Origin of the sequence: Vibrio xiamenensis (assembly GCF_900100015.1) — a bacterium.
Lineage (GTDB): Bacteria > Pseudomonadota > Gammaproteobacteria > Enterobacterales > Vibrionaceae > Vibrio > Vibrio xiamenensis.
Window position 1 is genome coordinate 1 of record NZ_FNDD01000078.1, and the last position, 1,774, is coordinate 1,774.

2 protein-coding genes are annotated in these 1,774 nt (G+C 44.4%); both read left to right on the forward strand.

Annotation, left to right across the window (positions count from 1 at the left end; translation table 11 throughout):
- Positions 1–1,407 (forward strand): DNA cytosine methyltransferase (locus BLS03_RS25295; protein WP_143015706.1); only part of this gene is annotated, 1,407 nt, incomplete at its 5' end.
- Between the two features lie 12 nt (positions 1,408–1,419).
- Positions 1,420–1,774, forward strand: a 355-nt coding sequence (locus tag BLS03_RS25300) for a hypothetical protein (RefSeq protein WP_143015707.1), incomplete at its 3' end; no start/stop codon positions are given.

Consider the following 1,774-nt stretch of genomic DNA (forward strand, 5'->3'; position numbering starts at 1 on the left):
GAGATCGTTGTCGATAACTTTGCTGGAGGCGGTGGCGCCTCCAAAGGAATATCTGCAGGGCTTGGTTGTCATGTTGATATTGCGATCAATCACGACCCAGACGCAATTGATATGCACAAAGTAAATCATCCAGAAACCAAGCACTATTGCGAATCAGTCTGGGATGTAGATCCGATTGAAGCATGCTCAGGCCGTCCGGTCGGTTTGGCTTGGTTTTCTCCTGACTGTAAGCACTTTTCCAAAGCAAAGGGAGATAAGCCCGTTGATCAAAAAATTCGCGGTTTAGCTTGGGTCGCTATTCGTTGGGCTTTGAAGGTCCCTGTTCGTGTGATGATGCTCGAGAACGTTGAAGAGTTCATGACGTGGGGGCCATTGGTAAAGGTTAATGGAAAATCACGCCCTTGCCCAAAGCGAAAAGGTGAAACCTTTGATGCTTTTGTAAAAGTGTTAACAACAGGACTTTCACCTTATCACCCTGCATGGTCAGAAATGTGTGATGCGATTGGTATTAATGATGATGTTGAGGCGAAAAAGAGATTACGAAGGGGTCTTGGTTACCAAGTTGAGCATCGAATGATTAAGGCTTGTGATTATGGCGCAGGCACGAGTCGAGAGAGATTTTTTCTTATAGCAAGAAACGATAACGCAAAGATCCTTTGGCCAGAAACCACTCATGGAGAGGGAAAGCTAGATTACATTACTGCAGCGGATAGTGTTGATTGGTCTATTCCTGTCACATCAATTTTTGGTAGAAAAAAACCTCTCGCTCCAAAGACGATTGAAAGAATTATTAAGGGGCTAGAAAAATACGTATTTAATAATGACAATCCGTTTTTTGTTCCAGAGCAGGCAGTTGTTCCTTTTATTACTGAGTGCGCTAATGGTTCAAGTCAGAGAAATATGCGAATTGACGAACCACTAAGAACGATAACAGCACACCCTAAGGGTGGAAGTTTTGCTTTAGTCACGAGTCATGTCATTAAGTTTAGAAATGGAAATATAGGGCATGGCATGGATGAGCCCATGCATACTATTTCAGCCGGTGGGAATCATCTTGGAGAGGTTCGGGCATTCCTGATTTCATATTATGGCACCAGCAGCGCTCAAAATATATCGGAGCCGTTGAACACCATCACAACCAAAGACCGACACGGCTTGGTTATTGTGAAGATTAACGGGGAAGACTATCAAGTTATTGATATTGGATTGCGCATGTTTGAGCCACATGAATTATTTAAAGCTCAAGGGTTCGGTGACAAATACAAAATTTCTCACGATAGCAATGGCAAGAAGTTAACGAAGAAAAACCAAGTAGCTAAGGTCGGTAATTCTGTTTCACCAGTTGTGGCGAAGGCTTTGGTTAGAGCTAACCTCGGCGAATCAGTATCTTCTGCAGTGGCCGCATAGTGAGATGGCCAGATGGACGATTTTAAAGCCAAAATCAGCGCTTTCTGGCGGTCGAAAAGCGGCAAGGTTTACTTTCGGGTTTATGGCGAGAGTAAGCCTTTTCTTATCGGTCATGGTGTTGGTGATGAATTGGTGCCATTCCTGGCTAAGAATCTCGGCGTTCTTGTTCAAGCGGAAGATAGGGGTGATTTTTTTCTTGTGAGTTGGTTTCTGGTTATCAAGGTATATCTTCGGGAAGATGGCCAGCCAGTTGCGTGGAAAGACCGCGCCCTACCTTACCGATGGAATAATGTTTCCCAAGTGCAGAGGCCGCGCAAGCGCTGGCTAAGTGAAAACGAATATAACGGCTATTACGAGCCATTAAGGT